The organism is Homoserinimonas flava, assembly GCF_054969005.1.
In genome coordinates this window covers 120,265-145,050 of the sequence record NZ_JBUEQS010000003.1, presented here as the reverse complement: position 1 = coordinate 145,050, position 24,786 = coordinate 120,265, and the positions used below count along the sequence as shown (strand labels likewise).

Annotated in this window: 24 protein-coding genes, 3 tRNA genes and 1 pseudogene; 18 read left to right on the top strand and 10 right to left on the bottom strand. The window is 67.1% G+C overall.

The annotated features are described in order from the left end of the window. Window positions 1–51: 51 nt before the first annotated feature. The 3 genes and pseudogenes from ACY48M_RS09510 to ACY48M_RS09500 form a co-directional block, all read right to left on the bottom strand. Window positions 52–1,581, bottom strand: coding sequence for a sugar transferase (locus ACY48M_RS09510; RefSeq protein WP_462820043.1), 1,530 nt, complete (start codon window positions 1,579–1,581; stop codon window positions 52–54). Window positions 1,582–2,080: 499 nt separating this feature from the next. Beyond that, window positions 2,081–2,457 (bottom strand): annotated as a pseudogene (gene trxA, locus ACY48M_RS09505) (thioredoxin). Between the two features lie 51 nt (window positions 2,458–2,508). Then, window positions 2,509–3,312, bottom strand: coding sequence for a tryptophan-rich sensory protein (locus ACY48M_RS09500; RefSeq protein WP_462820042.1), 804 nt, complete (start codon window positions 3,310–3,312; stop codon window positions 2,509–2,511). A 251-nt stretch (window positions 3,313–3,563) separates the two neighbouring features. On the opposite strand from ACY48M_RS09500, the gene ACY48M_RS09495 reads away from it, so the two are divergent. The 10 genes from ACY48M_RS09495 (at window position 3,564) to ACY48M_RS09450 (ending at window position 12,915) form a co-directional block, all read left to right on the top strand. Beyond that, a complete protein-coding gene (locus ACY48M_RS09495) occupies window positions 3,564–3,758 on the top strand; it encodes a Flp family type IVb pilin (RefSeq protein ID WP_462820041.1) in 195 nt (64 codons plus the stop codon). Between the two features lie 78 nt (window positions 3,759–3,836). Continuing rightward, a complete protein-coding gene (locus ACY48M_RS09490) occupies window positions 3,837–4,229 on the top strand; it encodes a TadE/TadG family type IV pilus assembly protein (protein ID WP_462820040.1) in 393 nt (130 codons plus the stop codon). Next, window positions 4,226–5,158 (top strand): pilus assembly protein TadG-related protein, encoded by a 933-nt coding sequence (locus ACY48M_RS09485; protein WP_462820039.1) that lies wholly within the window; start codon window positions 4,226–4,228, stop codon window positions 5,156–5,158. The genes ACY48M_RS09490 and ACY48M_RS09485 overlap by 4 nt, the downstream gene beginning before the upstream one ends. Before the next feature lie 9 nt (window positions 5,159–5,167). Further along, window positions 5,168–5,854: a Flp pilus assembly protein CpaB gene (cpaB, locus tag ACY48M_RS09480; protein WP_462820038.1), complete on the top strand. Its 687-nt coding sequence runs from the start codon at window positions 5,168–5,170 to the stop codon at window positions 5,852–5,854. Next, window positions 5,851–7,056, top strand: coding sequence for an AAA family ATPase (locus tag ACY48M_RS09475; protein WP_462820037.1), 1,206 nt, complete (start codon window positions 5,851–5,853; stop codon window positions 7,054–7,056). Before cpaB ends, ACY48M_RS09475 begins: the two co-directional genes overlap by 4 nt. Beyond that, window positions 7,053–8,438, top strand: coding sequence for a CpaF family protein (locus tag ACY48M_RS09470; protein ID WP_462820036.1), 1,386 nt, complete (start codon window positions 7,053–7,055; stop codon window positions 8,436–8,438). Before ACY48M_RS09475 ends, ACY48M_RS09470 begins: the two co-directional genes overlap by 4 nt. Then, a complete protein-coding gene (locus ACY48M_RS09465; RefSeq protein ID WP_462820035.1) occupies window positions 8,438–9,355 on the top strand; it encodes a type II secretion system F family protein in 918 nt (305 codons plus the stop codon). Before ACY48M_RS09470 ends, ACY48M_RS09465 begins: the two co-directional genes overlap by 1 nt. Then, window positions 9,355–10,239: a type II secretion system F family protein gene (locus ACY48M_RS09460; protein ID WP_462820539.1), complete on the top strand. Its 885-nt coding sequence runs from the start codon at window positions 9,355–9,357 to the stop codon at window positions 10,237–10,239. The genes ACY48M_RS09465 and ACY48M_RS09460 overlap by 1 nt, the downstream gene beginning before the upstream one ends. Further along, on the top strand, window positions 10,236–10,706 hold the full coding sequence (locus tag ACY48M_RS09455) for an NUDIX hydrolase (protein ID WP_462820034.1): 471 nt from the start codon (window positions 10,236–10,238) through the stop codon (window positions 10,704–10,706). Before ACY48M_RS09460 ends, ACY48M_RS09455 begins: the two co-directional genes overlap by 4 nt. Next, entirely contained in the window at window positions 10,693–12,915 is a 2,223-nt protein-coding gene (locus ACY48M_RS09450; protein ID WP_462820033.1) for a sensor domain-containing protein, read from the top strand. The genes ACY48M_RS09455 and ACY48M_RS09450 overlap by 14 nt, the downstream gene beginning before the upstream one ends. On the opposite strand, the gene ACY48M_RS09445 is transcribed toward ACY48M_RS09450, so the two are convergent. Both ACY48M_RS09445 and ACY48M_RS09440 read right to left on the bottom strand, forming a co-directional pair. Then, complete coding sequence (locus ACY48M_RS09445) at window positions 12,912–13,781, bottom strand: RNA polymerase sigma-70 factor (RefSeq protein ID WP_462820032.1); 870 nt, start codon at window positions 13,779–13,781, stop codon at window positions 12,912–12,914. The two genes, ACY48M_RS09450 and ACY48M_RS09445, sit on opposite strands and share 4 nt — an antisense overlap. Next, window positions 13,778–14,347: a carboxymuconolactone decarboxylase family protein gene (locus tag ACY48M_RS09440; RefSeq protein ID WP_462820031.1), complete on the bottom strand. Its 570-nt coding sequence runs from the start codon at window positions 14,345–14,347 to the stop codon at window positions 13,778–13,780. Before ACY48M_RS09440 ends, ACY48M_RS09445 begins: the two co-directional genes overlap by 4 nt. Window positions 14,348–14,422: 75 nt before the next feature. Between ACY48M_RS09440 and ACY48M_RS09435 the strand changes: the two genes are divergently transcribed. Next, window positions 14,423–14,866, top strand: coding sequence for a GNAT family N-acetyltransferase (locus tag ACY48M_RS09435; RefSeq protein ID WP_462820030.1), 444 nt, complete (start codon window positions 14,423–14,425; stop codon window positions 14,864–14,866). A 45-nt stretch (window positions 14,867–14,911) separates the two neighbouring features. Here ACY48M_RS09435 and ACY48M_RS09430 read toward each other — a convergent pair whose 3' ends face one another. From ACY48M_RS09430 to ACY48M_RS09415, 4 genes are all read right to left on the bottom strand, one after another. After that, window positions 14,912–15,394: an HtaA domain-containing protein gene (locus ACY48M_RS09430; RefSeq protein WP_462820029.1), complete on the bottom strand. Its 483-nt coding sequence runs from the start codon at window positions 15,392–15,394 to the stop codon at window positions 14,912–14,914. Between the two features lie 164 nt (window positions 15,395–15,558). Beyond that, window positions 15,559–15,631: transfer RNA gene (locus tag ACY48M_RS09425), tRNA-Phe, on the bottom strand. 59 nt (window positions 15,632–15,690) lie between these two features. Then, window positions 15,691–15,764, bottom strand: a tRNA-Asp gene (locus ACY48M_RS09420). Window positions 15,765–15,801: 37 nt separating this feature from the next. After that, window positions 15,802–15,877, bottom strand: a tRNA-Glu gene (locus tag ACY48M_RS09415). A gap of 227 nt (window positions 15,878–16,104) precedes the next feature. Between ACY48M_RS09415 and ACY48M_RS09410 the strand changes: the two genes are divergently transcribed. The 4 genes from ACY48M_RS09410 (at window position 16,105) to ACY48M_RS09395 (ending at window position 20,452) form a co-directional block, all read left to right on the top strand. Then, window positions 16,105–17,319, top strand: a complete 1,215-nt coding sequence (locus ACY48M_RS09410; protein WP_462820028.1) for a M23 family metallopeptidase — start codon at window positions 16,105–16,107, stop codon at window positions 17,317–17,319. Between the two features lie 176 nt (window positions 17,320–17,495). Next, the gene (locus ACY48M_RS09405; protein ID WP_462820027.1) at window positions 17,496–18,794 is read left to right on the top strand and encodes a peptidoglycan DD-metalloendopeptidase family protein; all 1,299 of its coding nucleotides are present in this window, start codon (window positions 17,496–17,498) and stop codon (window positions 18,792–18,794) included. Window positions 18,795–18,891: 97 nt separating this feature from the next. Beyond that, window positions 18,892–19,488 (top strand): RNA polymerase sigma factor, encoded by a 597-nt coding sequence (locus ACY48M_RS09400; RefSeq protein WP_462820026.1) that lies wholly within the window; start codon window positions 18,892–18,894, stop codon window positions 19,486–19,488. Window position 19,489: 1 nt separating this feature from the next. After that, window positions 19,490–20,452: a hypothetical protein gene (locus tag ACY48M_RS09395; RefSeq protein ID WP_462820025.1), complete on the top strand. Its 963-nt coding sequence runs from the start codon at window positions 19,490–19,492 to the stop codon at window positions 20,450–20,452. A gap of 110 nt (window positions 20,453–20,562) precedes the next feature. Here ACY48M_RS09395 and ppa read toward each other — a convergent pair whose 3' ends face one another. After that, window positions 20,563–21,057, bottom strand: coding sequence for an inorganic diphosphatase (ppa, locus tag ACY48M_RS09390; protein ID WP_462820024.1), 495 nt, complete (start codon window positions 21,055–21,057; stop codon window positions 20,563–20,565). Window positions 21,058–21,104: 47 nt separating this feature from the next. Between ppa and tilS the strand changes: the two genes are divergently transcribed. Genes tilS through ftsH form a run of 3 tightly spaced genes read left to right on the top strand, consistent with a single transcriptional unit; the run spans window position 21,105 to window position 24,782 of the window. Beyond that, a complete protein-coding gene (gene tilS, locus ACY48M_RS09385) occupies window positions 21,105–22,163 on the top strand; it encodes a tRNA lysidine(34) synthetase TilS (RefSeq protein ID WP_462820023.1) in 1,059 nt (352 codons plus the stop codon). A 9-nt stretch (window positions 22,164–22,172) separates the two neighbouring features. Continuing rightward, window positions 22,173–22,724 carry a hypoxanthine phosphoribosyltransferase gene (gene hpt, locus ACY48M_RS09380; RefSeq protein ID WP_462820022.1) on the top strand — a complete coding sequence of 184 codons (552 nt, stop codon included), beginning with the start codon at window positions 22,173–22,175 and terminating at the stop codon, window positions 22,722–22,724. A 60-nt stretch (window positions 22,725–22,784) separates the two neighbouring features. Next, on the top strand, window positions 22,785–24,782 hold the full coding sequence (gene ftsH / locus ACY48M_RS09375; RefSeq protein ID WP_462820021.1) for an ATP-dependent zinc metalloprotease FtsH: 1,998 nt from the start codon (window positions 22,785–22,787) through the stop codon (window positions 24,780–24,782). The last annotated feature ends 4 nt before the right edge of the window (window positions 24,783–24,786 follow it).

Here is a 24,786-nt window from a genome sequence, read left to right as displayed (position 1 = left end):
GTCGGTGTGAATGCGATTCGGGTGGTTGGGTGTGCCGGTGGTGTGCCGGTATTAGTAGGCGCCGGTCGGGTTGACGAGCACCTTGAAGGTGCGCCACATGATCATGAGGTCGCCGATGAGTGACCAGTTCTCGACGTAGTACAGGTCGAGCTTGACGCTCTCCTCCCAGCTGAGATCGGAGCGACCGCTGATCTGCCACATACCCGTGAGGCCCGGGCGAATGTAGAGGCGGCGATGCACATGGTCTTCGTAGTCGCGCACTTCGGCTGGCAGCGGCGGGCGGGGCCCCACGACGCTCATATCGCCGATAAGGATGTTCCACAACTGCGGCAGCTCGTCGAGTGAGTGCTTGCGCATGAAGCGACCGAAGCGTGTGACGCGGGGATCGTTCTTCATCTTGAACAGCACGCCCGCACCCTCATTGCGGTCGATGAGGCCCGCGAGGTCGCTCGTCGCCGTCGTGACCATAGAGCGGAACTTGTACATCGTGAACGAGGTGCCGTCACGACCGACGCGCTCCTGCTTGAACAGGGCCGGGCCGGGGCTGTCGAGCCGCACGATGAGCGCGATCGCCCCCATCAGGGGCGCCAACACGAGCAGCACGGTGCCAGACACCGCGATGTCGAATGCGCGCTTGAGGATGTGCTTGCCGCCCTCGAACTGCGGAATCTCGACGTGGATGAGCGGCAGGCCCTCCATGGGGCGGAGATGGATGCGCGGGCCAGCCACATTCGCGAGGCCTGTCGCGAGGATGAGGTCGGTCGCGGTGCCCTCAAGCTGCCACGCGAGGTCGCGGACGTATTCGGTGCGACTGCTCGGCGGGCCGGCGACCACCACGGCATCGGCCCCAAGTGAGGCCGCTGTTGAGGCGACGCTGTCGAGGTCGTGGCTCACGGGGAGCGTTGCAAACGTAGGCGCGGCGGTCTCGGCGGGGGGCGAATCGAGTACCACGCCGGCGACCGTGTAGGCCGCCCGCGACGCGTGGCTGATCTGGTTCACGACGTACTCGACGTCGGTGCGCTGGCCGACGACGACGACCCTGGAGAGCGAATGCCCAGCGAGTCCCTGACGGGCGAGCCAATTGCGCCAGAGCCACCGGCTGAGAAGCAGGATGACGAGCCCGCCGGGGAAGGCGGCAACAAAGGCAAGGCTCACGGGGCCGGACTGCCCGACGAGCAGGGCGATCGCGAGAAGCCCGAACGTCATGCTGCTCGCGTTGATGACGCGCTTGTATTCGGCGGCACCCACGCTGAGGATGCGGCTCTCTCTCGTGCGCGACACGCTCAGCATCGTGAACCACAGCACCATGATGGCGACGGCGACGACCCAATAGGCGAAGGGGTCGGCGAACGGCGCTGTGCTCGCGATCCAGCCGAAGACGGCGAGCCACACCGTAACGCCGATAACGAGGGCATCGGTGAGTTGGAGCCGCTGGCGGTAGGTGCGGGCCCACGCCGGGCCCGAGCTTGCGACGGGTGCAGCGATCGGGTCTGCGACGAGGTGGAGTCTGCGTTGGGCGGGTGTCGGGTGGCGGGAGAGTGACCGAACGGTGCTCTCGAGTCCCATCGGGGTATGGGTCATTACGGGTCCTGTAGATCGGGGGTACAGGTAGTGCAAAAAGGGCAGCATCTCGGGGGTGGGAGACGCCATGATTCGGAGCTTCGTCGGCCCGAATCTCGGGTGCATAGTGCTGACGGGGTAAAGCACGCGGCCATGGCGTTGACGAATCGATCAGCTGGGGAGGCTGAGCGCCGTGAACGGTTCGGGTGCGTTCGGGGCGGGTAATGCAATCGGGGGTGGTGCGGTGCTGCTGAAGTGCGGGTAACACGGGGTGCCGGGGGGCGATAATGCGGGCGAATCTCGGGGTGACGCTGGCTTCGGTCGACACGGAGCGGGGAATCCGTGCCCCGAACTGGGACCCCCCGAATGAGGGGAGTTCTAGGTGTGCCAACAATATTGCCGAAGCGTCATGTTCGACACCCCCCATTCGGGGGTAATTCAGACTCCGGTCATGCTCCGTTCACTATTGAACGGTGACGGAGAATGCGTGCCGCGCGGGGTATGCCAGCGCCTCGGTGCTCTAGCGCTCAGGCTCTGTATCGCTCTGCGCCCGGACCTGCGCCCACACTTGCTCCATATCGAGGGCCTTCACCGCGGTGATGACCTCGTCGAGTGCGGGCGCCGGAGCGCGCCGGGCTGGGAGAACACGAGCACGCCGTCTCGGAACGCCATGAGCGTCGGGATCGACGTGATGTTCGCCGCTCCGGCCAGCTGCTGCTCTGCCTCAGTGTCGACCTTTGCGAACCTGATGTCGGCGTGCTGCTCGCTTGCCGCCTCAAAGACGGGGGCGAACTGGCGGCACGGGCCGCACCACTCCGCCCAAAAATCGACCATGGTGATGCCCGGCGTGGTGACTGTCTTCTCGAAATCATCGGCGGTGAGGGAGATGGTGGCCATGGAATCCTCGTCTCAGGTCGCAGGGCGGCGCGCTGCCGGTGGTGATCGAGCCTACGCGCTCCCAACTCTGGCCGACCTGGCGGCAGAGCGGATGCGGGCAACAGCGGTAGCAATGACAATCGCGACGATCGAGACGGCCGCCGCGATGGCGGTCGGCATGCTCAGCAGGTCGCCCATCAGGCGAGCGACCACCACCCAGGCGAGACCCCAGCAGAGCGCGGCCGTCGGGCTGAGCCTGCCCCGCCCCCGAACGGCAAGCCCGATACCGACGATGCCGGCGGCGAGGGCGAGGATTGCACCCCAGACATCCGGCGACAGCCCGCCGCCGGAGAACCCGGATGCGCTGAGGGCGGCCGCCGTGTTGGCGAGCGTCGCGACACTCACCCAGCCGAGGTAGAGGCCCACCGTGCCATCAGCGACGATCGCCTCCACCGGGCCGCTCGGCGCCGAGTCGACCGCGACGAGAAACGCCCAGACGAGGGCCGCGAGCAGGAGCACGATGACACCGACACTGAGCCACAGCAGCCCGGCCTGCGCACTGAGAATCCAGGCCGCATTGAGCACCATCGAGGCGGCGATCGGATATCCGAGTCTGCGGTGGCGCACATCGGCGCGCTGTCCCGGAAGCAGCTGCCAGACGGCATAGGCGATGAGCCCGAGGTAGATCACCGACCAAATGCCGAACGCTGGCCCGCCGGGGGCGATCGGCGTTGCGTCGTCTCGAAGCGCCCCGCCCGCAGCATCCGCAATTTGGATGCCCCCGGCCGCGCCAGAGCCGAAGAAGCCGCCGAGCAGTGCAACAACGGTGCTCGCGGCGACCACGGTCTGCCGGAGGGTGTCTCGGCCGGAGGTCACGATATCGAGCCCATCTGTAGCATCGTCATCGTTCCATCCTCACGCGTCGGCCTGAGAATCGCCGCACCCCGCGCTCCCCGAATGTACCCCGTCGTGCAGGGCTTGTGATCGGCCGGCCCCCGAAGTCGGGTGGTTAAAGCCTCATCTTGTACCCCGAATTTGGTTGATGGGCCGTTGTACCCCACGTAGCATCAGGACCACGGCGCAAGAGCGTCGGGTTCAATGCACAGTGGCAGACAATGGAGTCACCCATGACCAAGTTCCTCGCAACCGTTCACACCTTCGCGCAGTCGGCGACAGATCGACTCCGCGACAATGAGCGTGGCGCCTCCGCCGTCGAGTATGGACTCCTCGTCGCCCTCATCGCCGTCGCCGTCATCGCCGCCGTCGCCCTCTTCGGGCCGCAGCTGAATGAGCTCTTCCAGAACATGATCCCGAACCTCTGAGTCGGGTCATCGCGGGCCGGTCGATGAGACCGGCCCGCATCACCGCCTTCTGAGGCGACCCACAATCGGGGAGGCCTGATGTCACGCTTTCGCGATCGCCAAGAATCTGAACGCGGAGCAGTCGCTGTCGAGTTCGCCCTCATCGTGCCCGTGCTATTTCTGTTGATCTTCGGCATCGTCGAGTTCGGCAACATTTACAACGCACAGCTCCAGATCACCAGCGCCGCGCGCGAGGGCGCGCGCGAGATGGCGCTCAGCGGAACTCCCGCGACAGCTCGAAGCACCGCGATCGGCGCGGCTCCGGCATTGAGCCCAGCACTGACAACTGCCCAGGTCGCCGTCTCACCATCCACGTGCGCACCGACACAGAATGCGACCGTCACCATCACCTACCCCGTGCGGTCGATCACCGGGCTATTCCCGACCGGGGTGACGCTCGAGGGCCGAGCCGTCATGCGGTGCGGCGGATGATGCCTCGACAGCGGATGCTCCGTGCGCGCCGCCCCCGCGGCATCCGTCGCCAGGTCGAGGCCCGTGTCGGGGTGCTGCGCTCGATCCGGGACGACGAATCGGGTGCCGCGGCCGTGCTCGTCGCCCTGCTCGGGGTGCTGCTCATGGGCTTCGCGGCACTCGCCATCGACTACGGGCACGCAGAGTCCGAGCGGGCGAAAGCGCAGGTTGCAGCGGATGCGGTCGCACTCGCGATCGCGCAGGACTGCGCGGCGGGGCGCACGAGTTCGTGCCGTGCCGATGGTCCGGGGATCACGCTTGCCGCGTTGAACGGTGCGGATTCGGCATCCGCGACACTCGACAGCACGAACCGCACGGTGACGGTCGACGCCAGCACCGTGGTTGAGCACTGGTTCGCCCCCATCATCGGCATCGACTCCTCGACGGTCTCGGCCGAGGCGACAGCGAAGTGGACCCCGAGCACCTCCTCCGGTGGCGGGATCGTCAGCGCGTCGGTGTATCCGTTCTTCGTCGAGGCGTGCTCGGTGCCGGATGACGACAAACGCGTCACGCTGAGAATCTCGGGGCGCACCGCTGAGTGCGAGGGCTTTCTCAGCCCCGCGCGTCAGGTCGTGCGGGTCGGCGTCAACTGCAACAAGATCACAGTGACGCCTGGCACCGAATACCGCGACGAGGGCGTCCCACTCTTCTGGGGCGGCTGCACCCTGCCGACGCAACCGATCGTCGTCGCGCTGTGGGACGACTACAGCTACACCTTTTTCGGAGGCGATCGCTATCGCGTGAGCTCGTTCATGCTGTTCGAGCCGGCACCCAACCGAGTCACCAGCTCGGGGATGAGCGGCAAGTTCTCTCCCCTCCCAGACAACCACCCGGATATCGTCAGGGGAACGGGCACAGTCGTGCCCGGCACCGTGACCCTCATCGAATAGCGAGACCACATGCTGAAGAACAGAGCGCTCGCAGCCGTGCTCGCGGTGCTGCTCGCCGTCGCCGGCGGCACGCTCGTGTACGCCTACGTCGCTGATGCCGACCGACGCGCGCTCGAGGGTGTCGAGACCGTCGAGGTGCTCGTCGTGCAGCAGGCCGTGCCGGCGGGCACCGCCGCGGTCGACCTTGGTGAGAGTGTCGCGATCGTCGAGCTGCCGGCCCTCAGCGTCGTCGACGACGCGGTGTCGGATGTCGCGGAGCTCGGCGACACCACCGCGTCCGTCGATCTCGTGCCGGGCGAGCAGGTGCTCGCGAGCCGTTTCGTCGCGGAGGACGACGTGGATGGTGGCATGCCAGACGGTACGCAGTTGCTCACCCTGGGGGTCGAGGACGACCGAGTGTTCGGCGGGGCGCTCGTTGCGGGCGATCTCATTGGCGTCTGGGCGTCGTTCGCCGAAGGCTTCGAGGCGGGGCCGTCGACCCAGTTGCTCTACGACGGCATTTTTGTCGCCAGCGTGCAGCCGCCGGAGGAGGGCGCGTCGACGGATGCCACGGCTGTGACGCTCGCCGTGACGGCGGAGCAGGCACGCAAGCTCATCTTCTCGGTCGAGTTCGGCAGCCTGTACCTGTCGAAGCAGCCGGGGGACCTTGACGACACGATCGCCGGCGTGCTCACACGCGAAGGGCTCTCGGAATGAAACCCTTCCTGCTCATCACAGACGACGAATCGGTGTCGGCGCGCGTCGTCGAGGCCCTCGGTTCTGATGCTGACCATCTCGACACCTGGACCGTGCTTGAGGCGACCGACAATGAGGCGGCGATCATCTCGACCCCGATCCGGGGGCACCATCCTGACACCGTCATCCTCGGCGAAGACACGCTCGCGGGCGGTGGGTTCGCGATCGCTGAGCAGATCGCAGTGCACTGGCCGGGATCCGTTGTCGTGCTCATCGCCTCGGCATCGGCCGACACCCTGCGGTCGGCGATGCGGGCGGGGATCCGTGACGTGCTCGACCCGGCCGACACGGCGGAGGAGTGGGGCATCGCGATCGCGGGGGCGAGGGCTGCTGCGCAGTCACGCGCACCAGAGGCGCCAGCGGTCGTCGATGAACCCGTTGACGACGACGCGTCGAGGGTGATCGTCGTCGTGTCATCGAAGGGCGGCAGCGGCAAGACGACCGTGTCGACGAACCTCGCGGTCGGCCTCGCGCGCGCCGACCCGCACTCCACTGTCATCGTGGACCTCGATCTCGAATTCGGCGATGTCGCCAATGCGCTGAAGCTCACCCCCGATCGTTGGCTGCCAGACGTGGTCTTCGGGCCGGCGCGCAACGACTCCATGGTGCTGAAGTCGTTTCTCACCGAGCACCCGTCCGGCCTGTTCGCGGTGTGTGCCCCAGAGACCCCGGATGCCGCTGCCGGCATCACCGCCGATCACATCGAGCACCTCGTGCAGCAGCTCGCCCACGAGTATCGCTACGTCGTCATCGACACGCCACCGGGGCTCGCGGAGCACACGCTCGCGGCGCTCGACCATGCGACCGACATTGTTTACGTTTGCGGCATGGATGTGCCGAGCATCCGGGGCATGCGCAAGGAGCTGGCGTTGCTCGACGAGTTGCAACTGCGAGCGCCGCGCGAGCACCTCGTGGTGAACAACATGGACTCGCGGGCCGGGCTCACACTCAAGGATGTATCCGAGGCGCTTGGTAGGCCGGTCGACATCGTCATCCCGGCGGCACGGGCGGTGCGGATCGCCACGAACGAGGGTGTGCCGATCGTCGAGTCGGCGAGACGGGGACGCCTCCTGAAGGCGTTCAGCGCACTCATCGATCGCATCGTGGTGCGGGGTGCGGTGCCGGCGGCGCAGCCGAGCGGCGGATCGAGGCGATCGCGGTGAGTCTCGCCGACCGGCTCGCCGCGGCCAGGGACCTGCGCCCGGCGGCGGCAACGCCACTGCAGGCGGCGCCGACAGGATCGATGCCACCTCCGAGGGAGGCGCTCGGCAAGCTCAAGAGCCGAGCCACCCAGGCGCTCTTCGAGAGCATGGGTGGTCGCCTGACCGACACCACCCTCACCCAGGCGCAACTCCACGACATCGTTCGTGCGCAGCTCACCGCCATTGTCGCCGCAGACGAGCTGCCCCTCACATCGACCGAGCGCGAGCGGCTCACCCAGGAGGTGCTCGACGATGTGCTCGGGTTCGGCCCGCTGCAGCGATTCCTCGACGACCCCGACGTGACCGAGATCATGGTCAATGGTCCGAACAAGATCTTCCTCGAACGAGCAGGGCGGCTCGAACGCAGCGGCGTGCGATTCGCATCGGAAGACCATCTCCGCAACATCATCGAGCGGATCGTGCTGCGCGTCGGGCGCCGCATCGACGAGTCGTCGCCACTCGTCGACGCCCGCCTCGCCGATGGCTCACGAGTGAACGCCATCATCCCGCCGCTCGCCGTTGACGGCTCGAGCCTCACCATCCGCAAGTTCTCGGCGGATCCTTACCGCACCGACGACCTCGTGCGGTTCGGCACCCTCACGCCCCAGCTCGCCACCGTGCTCGACGCCTGTGTGAAGGCGCGCCTGAACATCCTTGTCTCCGGCGGCACCGGCACGGGCAAGACGACGCTCCTCAACGTGCTGTCATCGTTTATCCCCGAGAACGAACGCATCGTTACGATCGAAGACGCGGTCGAGCTCCAGCTGCAGCAACCCCACGTTGTGCGTCTCGAGGGTCGCCCACAGAACATCGAGGGCCGGGGTGAGATCAGCATCCGTGATCTCGTGCGCAACTCGCTTCGGATGCGCCCAGACCGCATCATCGTCGGCGAGGTGCGCGGCGGCGAAAGCCTCGACATGTTGCAGGCCATGAACACCGGCCATGACGGCTCGATCTCGACGCTCCACGCCAACTCGGCACGCGACGCGCTCTCGCGGCTCGAAACCATGGTGCTCATGGCGGGGCTCGACCTGCCATTGCGCGCCATCCGCGACCAGGTGGCCTCATCGATCGACCTCATTGTGCAAATCACCCGCCTGCGCGACGGCACCCGACGTGTCACCTCGGTGAGCGAGGTCACCGGCATCGAGGGTGACAACATCGCGCTGCAGCACATCTTCGAGTTCGACCACGCGGCGGGGGTCGACGGCGAGGGCCGGTTCCTCGGGCAGATACGCCCGACCGGGTTGCGGCCGGCGTTTGCCGAACGCTGTCGCGAGCTCGGCATCCCCCTGCCGGCAGACGCCTTCACGCCACCCCCAACGGAGTCGGGGTCGCACTGATGGAGCTTGTCATCGGCGTCGTGCTGTGCGCCACCGCGCTGTTCGTGCTCGTATTTTCGGTCATCGGCGCCCCTCGCATCCGGCGGTCCGCCATCAGCGACGACCCCGCCATCGCCGGGCACCGCGACCCACTTGCCGGTGTGGAGCGGGCCGTCGAGAGCGCCATCCCCGGCCGGGTGCGCACAGTCATGGCCATCGACATTGAGCTCGCGGGGGTGCGCATGTCGCCGGCGAGGTTCGGAATGTACACGATGGCGGTGAGCCTGGTGCTCGGGGTGATCGTCGCCGCCATCGTGCATCCCATCGTCGGAATCCTCGCAGTCATCGCCGGGCCGACGATCGCGCGGGTGGTGCTCGGATCGCGAGCGAATCGCCGGCGGCGCGCCTTCGCCGAGCAGCTCGACGACACCCTCCAGCTACTCGCCAGCGCGCTCCGTGCCGGCAGCAGCCTGCTCCGCGCCATCGACACCGTCGCGGAGCAGTCGCCGCAACCGACCGCGCGCGAGTTCGCCCGCGCCGTCAACGAGGTGCGGATCGGCCGTGACCTCGGCGATGTGCTCACCGATATCGGGCACCGGATGCGGAGTGCCGATTTCGCCTGGGTGAGCCAGGCCGTCGACATCCATCGCGAGGTCGGTGGCAACCTTGCCGAAGTGCTCGATCAGGTCGGCGAGACCATCCGGGAGCGCAACGAGCTGCGACGCCAGATCGAAGGACTCAGTGCTGACGGAAAACTCTCGGCCCTCGTGCTCATGGGCATCCCGGTCGCGATCGTTCTCCTGCTCCTCGTGGTCAATCCCACGTACCTCGCGCCGCTGATCGCCCAGCCCACCGGCTGGGCCATGCTTGCCGCCTCGGTGCTGCTCTTCGTCGTCGGCGGCGTATGGTTGCGCAAGCTCATCACGGTGGACTTGTGATGCTCGGCGTGCTCGGGGCAGGGGTCGTGGCGATCACCGCCGCGCTGTTCTTTGGGGTCTGGGCGGTGCTCGGTGGAGGGACATCCTCACTCGCCCGCGAAAACCTGTCACGGGATGCGGTGCTGCTCCCATCGACCGCCAACGCGGGCGGTGCTGTCAGCGGCGGGGACAGCCGACTCGACGCCGCCATTCGCCGGGTTATGCCGCCGACCGCCGTGCACCGCATCTCGGGTCTCGTCGGTGCGTCAGGTGCGGCATCCGGCCGGCTCAATGCGGCGCTGCGCGCAAAAGCCCTCCTCGGGATCGGCGCACTCATCCTCGGTCTGCTCATCGGCTTCGCGATGGCGAGTTTCGTCGGCTGGGCGCTCGCCGTCATCATCACGCTCATCGGCTGGTTCGGGACGGATGCGGTGCTCCACGGACGGGCGCAGGAACGCCGCAGCGCGATCGATGCGGGGCTCGCCGACACGCTCGACCAGCTCACAATCGCGGTAGAGGCCGGCCTCGGGTTTGAAGCTGCCCTCACCCGAATCACACGAAACGGCGAGGGGCCGCTCGCGGAGGAGCTGGTGCGTACCCTGCAGGACATCCAGCTCGGCCAGAGTCGGCGGGATGCCTATCGTGCGCTGGGTGAACGGGCAGGCGTGCCAGATCTCAGCCGGTTCGTGCGGGCCATCGTGCAGGCCGACTCCTACGGTGTTCCGATCTCGAAGGTGCTGCGGACCCAGGCGCACGAGGTGAGGCTCAAGCGGCGGCAGCGGCTTGAGGAGCAGGCGATGAAGATCCCCATTAAAGTCACCTTCCCGCTGATGTTGTGCCTGATGCCAGTGCTCTTCATCGTCGTGCTCGGCCCCGCGATCCTTAGCGCTATGGCCACACTGTGAGTGGTGTGCGCCCCGCGGCGGGTATGCGGAGCGTCGATGGCGGGCAGGTGTTCACACTCGCGGCAGCCCTCGTGCTCGACAGCGACGGCCGCGCCCTCCTCGTGCGCAAACACGGCACCCACGCCTTCATGCAGCCGGGCGGAAAAATCGAGCCGGGTGAGTCGGCCCGAGAGGCGATCGTTCGGGAGCTCGCCGAAGAGCTCACGCTCACGGTCGACCCCGACGACCTCGGGCACCTCGGTCGGTTCACGGCGGATGCTGCGAACGAGCCGGGTTGGACGGTCGACTGCGAGGTGTTCACCCTCGTGACCGATGCTCCCGTCGCGGCCGCGGCCGAAATTGCCGAGGCGCGCTGGTTCGATCCTCGCGACACCGGCGACGCGGTCATTGCGCCGCTCACGGTCGACCATGTCTTCCCTGCGGCGCGCAGGCGAGCGGAACACGACGGCGGCAATGGAACCGAGTGACGTCCGCGGGTTCACGGCCCCCGGACTCGATCTCGACCTGCTCCTGCAGGCGATGGACTCACTCAAAGACGGCGTGATGGTGACGGATACCGAGCAGCGCATCGTCGCCGTCAACACCGCGGTGTGCACCATGACGGGCTATACCCGCGACGAACTCGTCGGATCGACCTCTCGCCTGGTGCAAGGCCCGGCCACCCAGCCGGAACTCCTCGCCGAGATTCGACACGCGGTGCAGACCGGTGGGCTCTTTGTGGGAGAGCTCATCAACTATCGCAAGGACGGCACCCTCTACTGGAATGGGATGTCGATCGCTCCGATTCTCCGGGACGGTGTTCCGACCCACTTCGTGAGCATGCAGCGAGACATCACCATGTTCGTCGCACAGCGCACCGCGAGCGAAAACGAACTCGCGACGACGGCGTTGCTGCTTAGCGTCGCCAGGGAGTTGAGCCGACAAACGGAGGGCCGCGACGTCACGCAGATCATCGCGGACGCCGTGCCCGCAGTGTGGGCTGCTGAGCGCTCATCATTCGTGCTGTGGGATAACGTCCGCGAGCGGTTCGTCATCGCCGCCTCGAGTGGGTGGAGCAGCGCTCTCGCCGAAGAGGTCTCCCAGTGGGAGGGCACACGAGACAACAGCCCCGACCTCACCGCCATCATGGATTCGGGATTGCCGTCGCTGGTGACAGGCGCGTCGTCGGACTGGGCCCGTTCGATCGTCGAACACTACGACTTCGACACGATGGCCGTCGCGCCCGTTCAAATCTCCGGACGGTTTCTCGGCATCTTGGTCGGCTACTGGGCACGCACGCCGCCGCCCCGCGTCCTCGACGGCACGATGCTCGACCGCATGACGGGGCTCGCCGGGCTTGCCGGCATCGCCCTCGACCAGGCCCGGCTGCAGGAAGCGATCGACTGGAGTTCTCTGTTTGACCCGTTGACGGGGCTCGCGAACCGGCGAAGGCTCGAAAAGTACATCACAGAGGCGATTGACGACGTCGAGAAGCGGGGCGGCGATGAGGTGTTCGTGCTTGCCTGTGAGGTGGACCGCTTCACGCGCATCAGCGACTCATATGCCACCGACGTCGTGGACGCGCTGCTCCGTGAGATCGCCGAACGCATTATGGCGGCGGTGCGGCCGGGGGGCTTCGTCGGCAGGCTCGGGGGCGACAGCTTCGCCATTGTCGTGCGGGGTGCACCCGACGATGCCGAGGCTGCGGCTGCGGAGGTGATCCGAGCGTTCCAGGATCCCTTCCTCGTCGGTGATGACACGGTGCACGCTGACATCTCGCTCGGCAGCGCCGGCAGCGCCGACCCGGCAATCGCGGATGCAGCGTGGAAGGAACCGTTCCGGGCAATGGCCGCCCAGCGACTCGTCTCCCTCGCGACAGCAGACCTGAAGGCACGGAGGAGCAGCCGGGTCGCAGGTGAACTGCCGAGCGATCCTGACGAAGCTCGGCTCGACACCGACCTCCGCCGCGCAGTGCGCAACGGCGAGATCGAGGTGCACTACCAGCCGCAGGTGCGACTCACCGACGGTGCGCTCGTCGGGGTCGAAGCGCTCGCGCGATGGAACCATCCGTCGCTCGGTCAGGTCAGCCCCGCGCGCTTCATTCCCCTCGCCGAGTTCAATGGCGTCATCCGAGAGATCGGGCGCTTCGTGCTCGAGACCGCGTGTGCCGATGCTGCGCGGTGGGCAGAGGCCGGGCATCCGATCGAGGCCTCCGTCAATGTCGCAGTGCACCAACTCGAAGATCCGAGCTTCGCCGACATGGCACGGCACGTCGTCGAAACAGCAGGACTCGTGCCGCAGAGGGTCACGATCGAGGTCACCGAAACCCGACTCGTCTCCGACCGCAGCGTGGCCCAGCTGCAGCTTCAGCGGCTCAGCGATCTCGGCTTCGCGATCTCGGTCGACGACTTCGGCACCGGGTTCTCGTCACTCACCCAGCTGAGCAACATGCCGGTCGACGAACTCAAGATCGACCGATCATTCATTGCTCGCGTCATCGGGACGGGGCGCCCTATCGTGGCCGGCGTCATCGGCCTCGCGCGCGGCCTTGAGCTGCGCACCGTGGCAGAAGGCGTCGAAGATGCGGAACAGTACGAGGTGCTGCGGCAGCTCGGCTGCGACCGGGCGCAGGGGTATCTCCTCGCCCGTCCGATGCCTGCAGCGGAGCTCGAGCGGGACTGGATGGCGCCGAACTAGCCTGCGACGACCCGTCCGAGCTTCTCCGGGTTCCGCATCACATACACCTCGGTGATGATGCCGCCGTCGATCGCGAACGTCACGACAGTGTCGACCCCGGCATCGCCGACCGCGATGAGCGCAGCCCGGCCGTTGAGCTCGCCGATGTGCATCACGACGGGGGTGTCGGGGTTGTGCATGACACCGAGCCCGAAGCGCAGCACCTTCTCGGCGCTCACGATGGGGCGGAGTGCCGCCCGTCGCTTGCCGCCACCGTCGCTGTAGAGCACGACGTCGGGCGAGAGCAGCGCCATGAGGTCCTCGATCGACCCGCCGACCGCCGCCGCGAGGAATCGCTCCGTGACGGCGCGGTGGATGTCGCGGTCGACGGGCTGCCTCGGCGTGCGGGCATGCACGTGCTCGCGGGCGCGGTGCGCGAGCTGGCGCACGGCAGCCGGGGACCTGCCGAGCGTCGTTGCGACCTCGGTGAGCGGCATCCCGAACACCTCGTGGAGTACGAAGGTGGCGCGCTCGGCAGGGCTCAACGATTCGAGCACGACAAGCATCGCCATCGACACCGACTCGGCAATCTCGGCGCTGTCGTCGGCACCGAGGTCGGCATCCACAACCGGTTCTGGCAGCCACGGGCCGGTGTAGGCTTCGCGGCGGCGCTCGTGCGTGCGCAACAGGTTGAGGGCCTGTCGGGTCACGGCGCTGAGCAGGTAGGCGCGCGGAGCCTCAACCGAGGCATGATCGACCTCGGCCCAGCGCAACCACGTCTCCTGCACCGCATCCTCGGCGTCGGCCATCGTGCCGAGCACCCGGTATGCGGCCCCGACGAGGGCCGGTCGATGCTCGGCAAAGATCGCAGCCGCGTCGGATGTCACGCGCTCGCGCTCCTCGCCGCCGGGCGCACCTCGCACTGGTCTTTGAACCCCTGGCTCGTGAGCCCCATGGCGGCGTTGGTGCGCGAACGCTGATTCTCCAGTGCGACGAGCGCCGTGAGCTCGACGAGCGCGGCGTCGCCGAGTTCGGCGCGCAGGGTCGCGACCTGCTCGTCAGTCACGGTGGGCGGGGTCGCGGTCATCGCGACCGAGTATTCCATGATGCGGCGCTCCAGCCCGGTGTAGACATCGCTCGAGTGTCGCACCGGCACATCCTCGAGCTTGCGGGGGTCGACGCCGTCGTTGTGCGACACCCAGTAGCCGAAGTCGAGACACCATGAGCATCCGATCTCCGCGGCCGACGCCATGACGGCGAGAGCACCGAGGGTTGGGTCGAGGCGGTTCCACTTGGCCGCGCTCGCCTCCGTCTTCAGCATCGTTGTGAGCACGCGCGGGTTGTGCAGCGCGACAAGGCCGGGCTCGGGCACCTTGCCGTACGTGTGGCGGCTGTACGCCTCCAAGATGCGGACCTTGAGCGTGCGGCGGTGTGTGAGCGGGATGCGGGCCATGACTCCTCCTGATGGTGACGGTGTACAAGGAGAGACACCGCTCGCGGCCGAAGTGTGACATGGGAGGATTTCGGGATGCCGCTCTCGTTCGTTTCTGCACCGACCCGCGATGTTCCCGTCGAGACGCTGTACCGCATCCTCTGGCTGCGCAGCGCCGTCTTCGTCGTCGAACAAGAGGCCGCCTACGACGACATCGATGGGCGCGACCTCGAACCCGGCACCGTGCAGTGCTGGGCCGAAGAAGACGGGCTCGTGCTCTCGACCCTTCGCATCCTCGTCGATCCCGACGGGCGGCGCATCGGGCGGGTCGCGACCGCCGAGTCTGCGCGCGGCCGCGGGCTCTCAGCGAGGCTGATGACGGATGCCATCGCGCAGTGCGAGGGGGTGAGCATCCGTCTCGACGCCCAGCGGTATCTCGAGGGCTGGTACGCCCGGTTCGGGTTCGTCACCGACGGGCCCGAGTATCTCGAAGACGGGATCCCGCACGTGCCGATGGTGCGTGCTGTCGCCGCTGGTTGAGTAGGCCCGCCAGGGCCCGCCGACTCAGCCGGCGTCTGCGCCTTCTCAGGCGTCGAGGATGTGGATCGTCATCGGGTCGAACGGTTCACCCGCGCCGTAGACGCCGTTGAAGGCGGCCGCCGCTTCGCCGAGCATCCGGGTTTCGATGCCGCGCCACACGATGAGGTCGCCGTCCATGCCGGTCTCGGCAGGGCCGAGGGCGGCGAGCGGGATACGGCCGGCGCCCGTCTCGAAGCTCACGACGGCGCCCTGCTCGTCCGACTCGAGCCACGGCTCCTGGAGCGTGAGGTCGAGCGCGCCGAAGTGACCGGCGAAGTGCACGCTGCCGCCGAAGCGGATCGTGCCGCGAGCCGACGCGAGATCGAAACCGGACTGGTCAACGAGCGGAAAGAACGTGCCAGAATCGCTCGTCCCGGCGCCGTCGGCGACCGTGGCGGTGCCGCCGCTCATCGCCACGACGTAGTTCACGAAGCTCTGCTTGACGCCCCATGTGAGGCCGGGGGATGCGGCATCCGGTGTCTCATGCATCCGTCGAGCCTACGCGGCGCACCACGCAACGTCGGAGGAGCGGCGACACTCCGTCGAATCGTCGGACACAGCGCGGCGTGGCGCCGAATCTCCGACGCTACGTTGGGGCTGGCCTCCGGGCACAAAAAAGCCCCACCCCGAGTAGAAGCCTCGAGATAGGGCAGTGGCTCCGACCGGCGTCGATCCGGTGACCTTTCGATTTTCAGTCGAACGCTCTACCAACTGAGCTACAGAGCCGTGCATGGCGAACCGTGCAAAGAAGGCACGGAACACTGGCGAGAGTGAACCGTGCCTTGCGACCCTGACCGGACTTGAACCGGCGACCTCCGCCGTGACAGGGCGGCGCGCTAACCAACTGCGCTACAGGGCCTAGCTATGAAATTCTGTTGCTGCAAACACACTGTGTCTGGTGACCCCAACGGGATTCGAACCCGTGCTGCCGCCGTGAAAGGGCGGTGTCCTAGGCCACTAAACGATGGGGCCTCGAAGCGAACTTCTCTTCTTAGCTACCGACAGATAAGCATACGGATGGCGCGGCGAATTACCAAACCGAGAGAGGCCTCGCCTTTGCGCTGCTTGTGACGGTGCTGTGATGCGGCGCGAAGGGGAGGTTTCGACCCCACCGCGTGCCGCTCCCGCGCAGGGTCGGTGGCCCACGTTAGGTTCGACGCCAGGGGCCCTTCGGGGTGTGCAGGAGAAGTCGAGGAATCATGGCCAGGAGCACCGTCGCACGGGCGTCGCGCATCCGCATGATCATCGCGATGATGGCAGCCCTCGTCGTGCTCGTTACCGGCACGATCGTTGCCGAGCTCCGCCCCGCCCCGGCCTTCGCCGCCGACTATCCAAGCTGGCAAGACGTGCTCGCCTCACGGAACAACGAGGCGGCGAAGGCCGCTGAGGTGACTCGTCTCGAGGGCATCCTCGCCCAGCTTGAGGCCGACGTGAAGGCCAAAGAGGCGGTCGCGAAAGAGAAGGGCGACGACTACTTCGTCGCGCAGCAGGCCTACGACGAGGCCGCCTACAAGGCGGAGCAGCTGCAGTCACAGGCCGACGCTGCTCAGGTGACCGCCGACGCCTCGATGCTGCAGGCCGGCCAGCTCGCCGCGCGCGCACAGCGTGCCGGGGGCGCGGATATCACCGCCACGCTGTTTTTCGGTGACGCTGGCACCGAAGACCTCCTCTCGCAGCTTGGTATGGCGTCGAAGGTGAGCGAGCAGTCGAGCGGTGTGTTCGCCAAGGCGAAGCAGGATCAAAACACCGCACAGTCGCTCACCGACCAGGCGAACCTTGCGAAGCTCGCACTCGAGGAGCTTGCTGCAGTCGCCCAGGAGAAGATGGCGCAGGCGCAGGCGGCGGCGGATGCTGCGACCGCCGCGCTTGAGGAGGAGCAGGAGCACAAGGCGCGGCTCCAGGCGCAGCTCGCGACGCTCGTGGAGGGGCGCATCGCGACGGAGGCTGAGTACACGGCGGGCATCAAGGCGCAGTGGGGCGATGGTGCCGCGGGCGAAGTGTCGGCGACCGGCTGGGCGCGGCCGTCAGGCGGGCATATCTCGAGCAATTACGGGTGGCGTGTGCCGCCGCGCAGTGGTGCGAGCAGTCTGCACGGCGGCGTCGATCTGGCGCCGGGGTGCGGTTCGCCGATCTTCGCCGCGCATGCCGGCACCGTCGAGTATGCGGGCTGGAACGGCGGCTACGGCTACTACATTCTTGTGAACCATGGCGACGGCACGTCGAGTGCCTATGGCCACATCATGTCGGGCGGCATTCTTGTGAGCGCCGGCCAAACCGTCGGGCCCGGGCAGAACATCGCGCGTGTCGGCACCACCGGCACCTCGACCGGGTGCCACCTGCATTTTGAGCTCCGGATCGGCGGCGCCACCACCGATCCGGCCGCCTTCCTCCGCGGCCAGGGCGTCAACATCTAGCGCCGGTCGGTCATGCGCTAACGGGGTGCGCACGGTGGCCGACAGTGATCCAGGCGGATGCTCGGTGCGCTCGCATCCCACAAAATCCTTGCCATTGGGCCGGAAGTTGCTATTGTTACTCGTGTTAACAGTGTGACGGGGAACTCCACTGTGCGACCAAAGGGACACGGGGAACTATGCAGCCACACCGCTCGGGCGTCATTCGTCGCCCCCGTCGCCTGATTGCCGTTGTTGCCATCCTCGGCGTGCTCCTGACGGGCGGTATCGCCGCCCAGCCTGCTGAGCCAGCCTACGCCGCCGACTACCCGAGCTGGCAAGACGTGCTCGATGCTCGCTCAACCGAAGCGGGCAAACAGGCCGAGATCACACGCCTCGAAAACCTCCTCGCCCAACTCGAAGCGAATGTTGCATCGACCGAAGCTGAAGCCATGGCGAAGGGTGACGCCTACGTCGAGGCGCAGCAGGAGTACGACGAGGCCGCCTATCGGCTGCAGACGCTCGAAGAGCAGGTCGCCGAAGCCCGTGCGACCGCGGAAGAGTCGATGAACAAGGCCGGGCAGCTTGCGGCACGCCTGCAGCGCGTCGGATCGAACGACCTCACCGCGCAGCTCCTCTTCACCGATTCCGAAGACCTCCTTGGCCAGCTTGGCCGCGCCTCAAAGGTGAGCGAGCAGTCGAGCGGCATCTTCAGCAAGGCGAAGCAAGACGAAAACGCGGCACAGTCGCTCAGTGATCAGGCCGCCGTCGCCGAAGAGGCACTTGCCGTGCTCGCGACTGAGGCGGAGACGGCGATGGTCGCGGCCCAAGACGCTGCGGATGCCGCGAACGCTGCCCTCGACGAGCAAGCCGGCAACCAGGAGCGCCTCGAGGCCCAGCTCAGTGTGCTTCGCGAGAACCGCGAGGCAACCGAAGCCGACTACAACACGGGTGAGCAGATTCGTCTCGCAGAGGCGGAGCGTGTCCGCGCTGCGGAGGCAGCAGCAGCGGCCGCTGCGGCTGCAGCGGCGGCGGCTGCCGCGGCAGCCGCGGGTGGTGGGCAATCCGGCGCCGGCGGGCAACCTGCCCAGTCAGGGTGGGCACGTCCGAGTGGCGGCTACATCTCTAGCGCGTATGGCTGGCGCGTGCCCCCGACGAGCGGCGCAAGCTCCCTCCACGCCGGGGTGGATTTCGCACCGGGCTGTGGGGCACCGATCTATGCCGCCTCATCAGGCACCGTCGTCTTTGCCGCGATGACGGGCGGCTACGGCAACTACGTCAAGATCAACCATGGCGACGGCTCACAGTCGGCGTATGCGCACATCCGGTCGGGCGGCATCATCGTCGGCGTCGGCCAGTGGGTCAACGCAGGCCAGGTGATCGCCTACGTCGGCACGACCGGAATCTCGACCGGGTGCCACCTGCATTTCGAAATCCGCGTCGGCGGCTCCACGGTAGACCCCGTGGGATACCTTCGCGCTCGCGGCGTCGCGATCTAGGCTCTGACGGCACCGTCGGCCATGATGGTCGCGGGGGTGAACATGGGATCCATTCGCCGCGGATGCGGGGGACGCAGCAGATGCCGCGGACGCCGCGATGGCTGAGCGCCCCGCGAACCCGCACTCCCTCGAGTTCGGCATTGTGCTCGCCGCCGCGCAGGTGCCCCACGCGTGGGCTGCGCGCGAACTCTGGTCCCGGTACTCGCGCCATGTCGCTGGCTACGCCAGGGCAAAAGGGTCGCTCGAGCCTGACGACCTCACGAGCGAGGTCTTTCTCACCGTGTTCTCGTCGCTCGCCGCATTCGATGGGGGCGAGCACGACTTCCGCGCCTACCTCTTCACCCTCGCGCACCGCCGTCTCGTCGACGAGCTCCGCCGGCGCACGGTTCGGGCAGGCACGATCGAGTGGAGTGCGGACCGAGACGACCGTGTGGTCGCGAGTGCAGAGGATGACGCCATCCGCGCTCTCGGCAACGGCGAGGCTCTTGCGCTCATCGGGTCGCTCCCGCCTGCACAGCGGGACGTGCTCATGCTCCGCATCGTCGGCGACCTCACGATCGAGCAGATCGCCGAGGTCGTCGGACGCCGCGCCGGTGCCGTGAAGGCGCTGCAGCGACGCGGACTCGAATCACTTCGAAAAACACTAGGCGTGGACCGTACCCTTCTTGGCGCCTTGCACGATGACAGTGAGTGAGATGAAGAACCAGCCGATTTCGCCAAGAGACGCCGACGCGCTTCTCCGGGGCGTCGTGCCGCCCTCGCGACCGGACCTTGAGTCCCTCGCCGGCGTCATGGCAACCGCGAAATCGGATGCATCGGCGAGTGTTATCACTCCGTCGGCCGCCCTCTCGGCGTGGTTCGAGGCCCCAGACGTATCGGGCGTCCCCACGGCCTCCGTCTCGCGCGTGATCGCGCGCACCTCGACGCGGGGGGCCGCATCGACGCACCGCAGGCGCTGGGCGATCCAGGGGTGGATCGTCGGGCTGGGTATCGCCGCGAAGATCGCGATCGGCAGTGGTGTCGCCGCGGCGGCGGTCATCGGGGCCGGTGCTGCGGCGGTGCTGCCGCCACCCGTGCAGGATGTCTTCGACGAGGTCGCCTCGGTGGTCGTGCCGTCGACGATGGCGAGTCTCGCTGAGGGTGTCGTCGCGGGTGATGACGAGGGTACGTCGGATGCGGAGTCGTCGGGCACCGAGTCGTCGGGCTCCGGCGCGTCGAGCGATGCGATTCCGGGGCAGGGATTTGGAAGCTGGGTTTCGTCCCTCGCGACCGCCGGGGAGATCGAGCCGGGAGTCGTCTCTTCCGCGGCTCGAGTCAACGGCGCAGAGCAGGCCAGAGCGGCCCAGGATCGCGCTGCTGAGCGGGCGGAGGAACGCGCCGCCGTGCGTCAGGAGTTCGAATCCGTGCACGAATCGCAGCGCGACAGCGCGCAGGAGCAGCGCGCGAACGGAGCGTCTCCCGGTGTCGGCAAGCCGGAGAACCCCGGCAACCAGAACCCTGGCAATGGCAACCAGGGCAACAAGAACCAAGGCAACAAGAACCAGGGCAAGCCGGAGAACCCCGGCAACGACAACCCCGGCAACGGTTCCTCACACACTCCCGGTAATCCCGGTGAGGCAGGCCCGCCGGCCGACACCCCTGGGAAGGGTCGGACGTAGAGGCGGCTGCTTCGACTGCGCGGTCCCCGGGAATTCGGGCCCGGAGGTAGCGCAGACACAGAGGGCGGGTCACGCATCGCGTGACCCGCCCTCGATTCTTGTGCGGCCGGCTAGTGCCCGGTCGACGGCACGTAGGCCGCGAGCCCGTCCTGCACGACGCGCTCGGCTTCGGCGCGGTCACCCCAGCCCTCAGTCTTGACCCACTTGCCTGGTTCGAGGTCTTTGTAGTGCTCGAAGAAGTGCTCGATCTCTTTGCGCTTGTAGACGGGGATGTCGTCGACATCCTGGATGTGGTCCCAGCGCGGGTCTTTCGCGGCGACGGCGATGACCTTGGCATCGCTGCCGCCGTCATCCGTCATGTTGAAGACGCCGACGGGGCGCACGCGCATGCCGATGCCCGGAAAGAGCGGGTACTCGCCGAGCACGAGCACATCGACGGGGTCGCCGTCGAGACCGAGCGTGTGCTCAAAGAAGCCATAGTCGGTCGGGTAGGCCATTGGTGTGTAGAGCACACGGTCGAGCACGATGCGGCCCGTCTCGTGGTCGATCTCGTACTTGTTGCGGCTGCCCTTCGGCACCTCGATGGTCACGTCGTAGTCGGCCATGCGGCTTCTGCTCCTCGGTTCGGCGAATGCTGCAATAACGTTACTGGATGCAACCTCGCCGTCCTCGACTCACGCCTGAGGTCGCCGACGTGCGGCGGGCGGTGCGCGAGACGCTCGCTGGATCAGCGCCCGACTCGCTGGTGCTTGTGGCGTTGAGCGGCGGCCCTGATTCGCTCGCCCTCGCGGCGGCGACCGCCTTTGAGGCGCCGCGGGCTGGCATCCGCGCCGGTGCGGTCATTATCGATCACGCGCTCCAGGCAGGTTCAGCGGATGTCGCGGCCGAAGCGGCACGGCAGGCTGAGGAGCTCGGGCTCGCCCCCGTCGTGGTGCGCCGTGTCACGGTGGGCACCGGCGGCGGACCCGAGGGCGCGGCGCGCACGGCACGATATGAGGCATTTGCTGCCGTGGCGGGGGAGCTCGGGGCATCCGCAGTGCTGCTCGGCCACACGCTCGACGACCAGGCGGAGACGGTGTTGCTGGGGCTCGCCCGCGGCAGTGGCGCCCGCAGTCTCGCGGGCATGGCGGCGCGCACTGAGTTGCGCCGAATGGCCCCTCCGGATGCTGCTGCTGCTGGGCCATTTGCCGCGGCTCACGGGCAGCTCGTGCTGCTGCGGCCCCTGCTGAGCATTTCGCGGGCGGCGACCGTGCAGGCGTGCGCCGACGCTGGCCTCACGCCGTGGGCCGACCCGCACAACGACGACCCAGCGTTCACGCGCGTGCGGGTGCGCAGCGCTGTGCTGCCTGTGCTCGAGGCTGAGCTCGGCCCTGGCGTCGCGGAGGCGCTCGCCCGCACGGCCGCGCAACTGCGCGAAGACGCGGATGCCCTCGACCGCTTCGCCGAAGAGCAGATCGAAGAGCTCGCCGAGCCGGCCGAGGCGGGGCTCTCGCTGCCGGTCGCGGCACTCGCGGCGAACCCGCCCGCACTGCGACACCGGCTCATCCGGCTCGCCGTCTCGGCAGAGTTCGGCGTCGCGCTCAGCCGTGCTCACACACTCGAGGTGGCGCGCCTCGTCGACGACTGGCGGGGGCAGGGGCCGGTGCACCTTCCTGGCGTTAGGGTTGAACGCAGCGGTGCCCTCATCGTCTTCACCGCAGCATCCGCCTAAGGAGTTCCCATGGAGTCGAGCGCGATCGCCAGCGACCTCAGCACGGTGCTGATCACGCAGCAGGAGATTCACGACAAGATCGCAGAACTCTGTCGCCGCATCGAGGTCGACTATGCGGGCGAGCGTCTGCTCATCGTCGGCGTGCTCAAGGGTGCCGTCATGGTGATGGCCGACCTTGCCCGCGAGCTCACCCTGCCGATCGAGATGGACTGGATGGCCGTGTCGTCGTATGGCTCCGGCACCAAGTCGTCCGGGGTGGTCCGCATTCTCAAGGACCTCGACTCCGACCTCTCCGGCCGCAAGGTGCTCATCGTCGAAGACATCATCGACTCGGGTCTCACCCTGTCGTGGCTGCGCGCAAACCTTGAGAGCCGTGGTGCCGAGTCTGTTGAGATCTGCACACTCCTCCGCAAGCCGGAGGCCGCGAAGGTCGACGTGGACGTGCGCTACGTCGGCTTTGAGATCCCGAACGAATTCGTCGTCGGCTATGGTCTCGACTACGCGGAGAAGTACCGCAACTTGCGCGACATTGCCGTGCTCGCGCCGCACGTCTACAGCTAGTTAAGCCCCCAGCAAACACCGGGCTGTCGATCAGGGGCTGCACGGTAGCCTTGCAGCACTATGAATCTGAAGAAGTTCCTGCGCGGTCCGCTTATCTATATCGCGGCGGCCCTCATCATCCTCAGCGTCGGGTTTAGCCTGCTCGGCGGGCCGGGATTCCGCGAAATCAGCACGCAGCAGGGGCTTGAACTCCTCGCCGACGACAAGGTCGAAACCGCGACGATCGTCGACCAACAGCAGCGCGTCGACCTCGTGCTCACTGAGGCCGATGACGAGCTCGGTGGCACGCAGGTGCAGTTCTACTATGCGGGGCCGCGTGGTGAAGAGGTCATCGCTGCCGTCTCCGCATCAGACGTTGAGTCCTTTGATGACGAGGTCGATCTCGGCAGCTTCTGGTCATCGACGCTCGGGTTCCTCATTCCCTTCCTCATCATCGGTCTCATCTTCTGGTTCCTGCTCTCACGCATGCAGGGTGGCGGCGGAAAGGTCATGCAGTTCGGCAAAAACAAGGCCAAGCTCATGACGAAGGAGACTCCGAAGGTCTCGTTCGACGATGTCGCTGGCGCTGACGAAGCCATCGAGGAGCTGCACGAAATCAAGGAGTTCCTTACCGACCCCGCGAGGTTCCAGGCGGTCGGTGCGCGCATCCCCAAGGGCGTGCTGCTCTACGGCCCTCCCGGCACCGGCAAGACGCTCCTCGCCCGCGCGGTCGCCGGTGAGGCGAATGTGCCCTTCTACTCGATCTCCGGTTCCGACTTCGTCGAAATGTTTGTGGGTGTCGGCGCGAGCCGCGTGCGCGACCTCTTCAAAGAGGCCAAGGAGAACTCCCCGGCCATCATCTTCGTTGACGAGATCGACGCGGTCGGGCGCCATCGTGGCTCCGGCATGGGCGGCGGGCACGACGAACGCGAGCAGACCCTCAACCAGTTGCTCGTGGAGATGGACGGCTTCGACGTCAAGACGAACGTCATCCTCATCGCCGCAACCAACCGCCCCGACATCCTCGACCCCGCCCTGTTGCGCCCCGGTCGCTTCGACCGGCAGATCGGCGTCGATGCCCCCGATATGAACGGCCGCAAGAAGATTCTCGAGGTGCACTCGAAGGGCAAGCCGCTCGCTGAGGGTGTTGACCTCGAGGTGCTCGCGCGCCGCACGCCAGGGTTCACGGGTGCCGACCTTGCGAACGTGCTCAACGAGGCCGCGCTGCTGACGGCCCGCTCGAACGCGCAGCTGATCGACAACCGCGCGCTCGATGAGGCCGTCGACCGTGTCATGGCTGGCCCGCAGCGCCGCACCCGCGTCATGCGCGACCAGGAGAAGCTCATCACGGCGTATCACGAGGGCGGTCACGCGCTCGTCGCGGCCGGCCTCAACAACACCGACCCCGTCACGAAGATCACCATACTGCCGCGCGGCCGTGCCCTCGGGTACACCATGGTCATGCCGCTTGAGGATCGCTACTCGGTGAGCCGCAACGAGCTGCTCGACCAGCTCGCCTACGCGATGGGTGGCCGTGTCGCAGAAGAGATTGTGTTCCACGACCCGACGACCGGTGCCTCGAACGATATTGAGAAGGCGACCTCGACCGCCCGCAAGATGGTGACCGACTACGGCATGAGTGCCGCGATCGGTTCGGTCAAGCTCAGCTCGAGCGGCGGCGAGTTCTACGGTCGCGACATGGGGTCGACCCGTGACTTCTCCGAGCAGCTGTCGCAGCAGGTCGACCGCGAAGTGCGGGCCCTCATCGAGGCGGCGCACGACGAGGCCTACGAGGTGCTCTCCCTCAATCGCGACATCCTCGACCGACTCGCGACCGAACTGCTCGAGAAGGAGACACTCGACCAGGGCCAGATTGCCGAGATCTTCAAGGACATCGTCAAGCTCGAGCCGCGGCCGCAATGGCTTTCGAGTGACGCGCGCCCCGTCTCAGACCGCCCACCAGTGCCGCTGCCAGAGAAGGCGCCAATCGACGCCGGTGTGGTCGACGGTGGCGTCGACTCGACGCCGGAACCCAAGAAGCGCGGTCCCCGCACGTCGCCGGGCATCGCCACCGCATAGGGGC